At 69.3% G+C, this 1,341-nt stretch carries 1 protein-coding gene; it reads right to left on the reverse strand.

What is annotated here, in order from left to right:
- A partial coding sequence (locus DD1DGNOD_RS02710) for a serine/threonine-protein kinase (RefSeq protein WP_131769376.1) occupies positions 1-1,108 on the reverse strand: 1,108 nt, incomplete at its 3' end.
- Between the last annotated feature and the right edge of the window lie 233 nt (positions 1,109-1,341).

Consider the following 1,341-nt stretch of genomic DNA (forward strand, 5'->3'; position numbering starts at 1 on the left):
CCGACGACGCCGGCGGGGTCCACCGCAGGAGCACCGCGCCGTTGTCCTCCCTGGCGGTCAGGTTGGACGGTGGTGCGAGCATGCCGGGTTCGCTGATGCCGGCAGGGTCGGCGGCCCGCGGCTGCGGGTCGGGCGACACGCCCTCGGCGCCGGTGCTGCCGCCCCTGTCACCGGTGCTGCCGAAGACGGTGCCGAAGGAGTAGCGAGTACCGATGTCGTCACGACGAACGATCCTCGAGCGCCCGCCGACCTGCGCTGAGGTGGGCTGCGCGGTGGATGGCCGCACCGCGGCGATGTCCGCCAGGAGCCCACGTGCCTGCTGCGAGGTCATGCGGATGCGCGGGTCCTTCTCGAGCAGACCGGTGAGGACGTCGGCCAGCGGACCGGCCAGCCTGGTCGGTAACGGCGGCTGGAACAGGATCGCCGCCACCATCGCCGCGAAGGTCTCCCGGTAGAACGGTGGCCTTCCCTCCACCGCGAAGTAGAGGGTTGCGCCGAGGCCGAACAGGTCGGCTTCCGGGGTGGCGGTGTCGCCGTTCAACCGTTCCGGTGACATGTACGAGGGCGTTCCGAGCACCCCGGTGACGGTGAGGGCGGAGTCGCTGTCACGGGTTGCGATGCCGAAGTCGGTCAGCACCACCCTGCCGTCGGTGCCGATCAGCACGTTCGAGGGTTTCACGTCCCGGTGCAGTATGCCGAAGGCGTGGGCGGCCGTCAGGGCGTCGCTGACCGCGATCCCGATGCGGGCCACCTCGACGACGGGCAGCGGACCGTGGCTGCGGACCAGCTGGAACAGTGACTGGGACGGCACGAGCTCCATGACGATCCATGGCAGGCCGTTCTCGACGACGACGTCGAGGATGGTCACCACGTGTCGGTGACCGCGTAGCCTCGCGGCATGCCGGGCTTCTCGCAGCGCCCGCTCGACCCGGTCGGCGCGTTCGGACGAGTCGAGATCGTCGTCGAGGTCGATTTCCTTGAGTGCGGCGTCGGTCAGCAGCACCTCGTCGAAGGCACGCCAGACCGTGCCCATTCCTCCGACACCGAGCCGTTCGATGAGCCGGTACCGGCCGACCACAAGGCGGTTCACCTCTGGAGCGGCAGCCACGTCTCCCCCTCCGTGATCTTTTTCGTGCCGCGTTCTCCCAGTGCAGCATGCCACTTGGATCGGGGTCCGGCGCCTGCGACGTCATCCGAGCAGAAGATGGCCGAAGCCGGTTCCGGAAAGCCTGATCAGTGCGTCCCCGCGCAGCGGCGCACCAATGGGGCGGTGCTTTAGTGGTCGGCGAACTGGTGTCGGCGGCCCGGGTGCTGGAGCCGCCGCTGTGACTGGAGGTATCG

It is taken from the genome of Candidatus Protofrankia californiensis, assembly GCF_900634765.1.
Classification (GTDB): domain Bacteria; phylum Actinomycetota; class Actinomycetes; order Frankiales; family Frankiaceae; genus Protofrankia; species Protofrankia californiensis.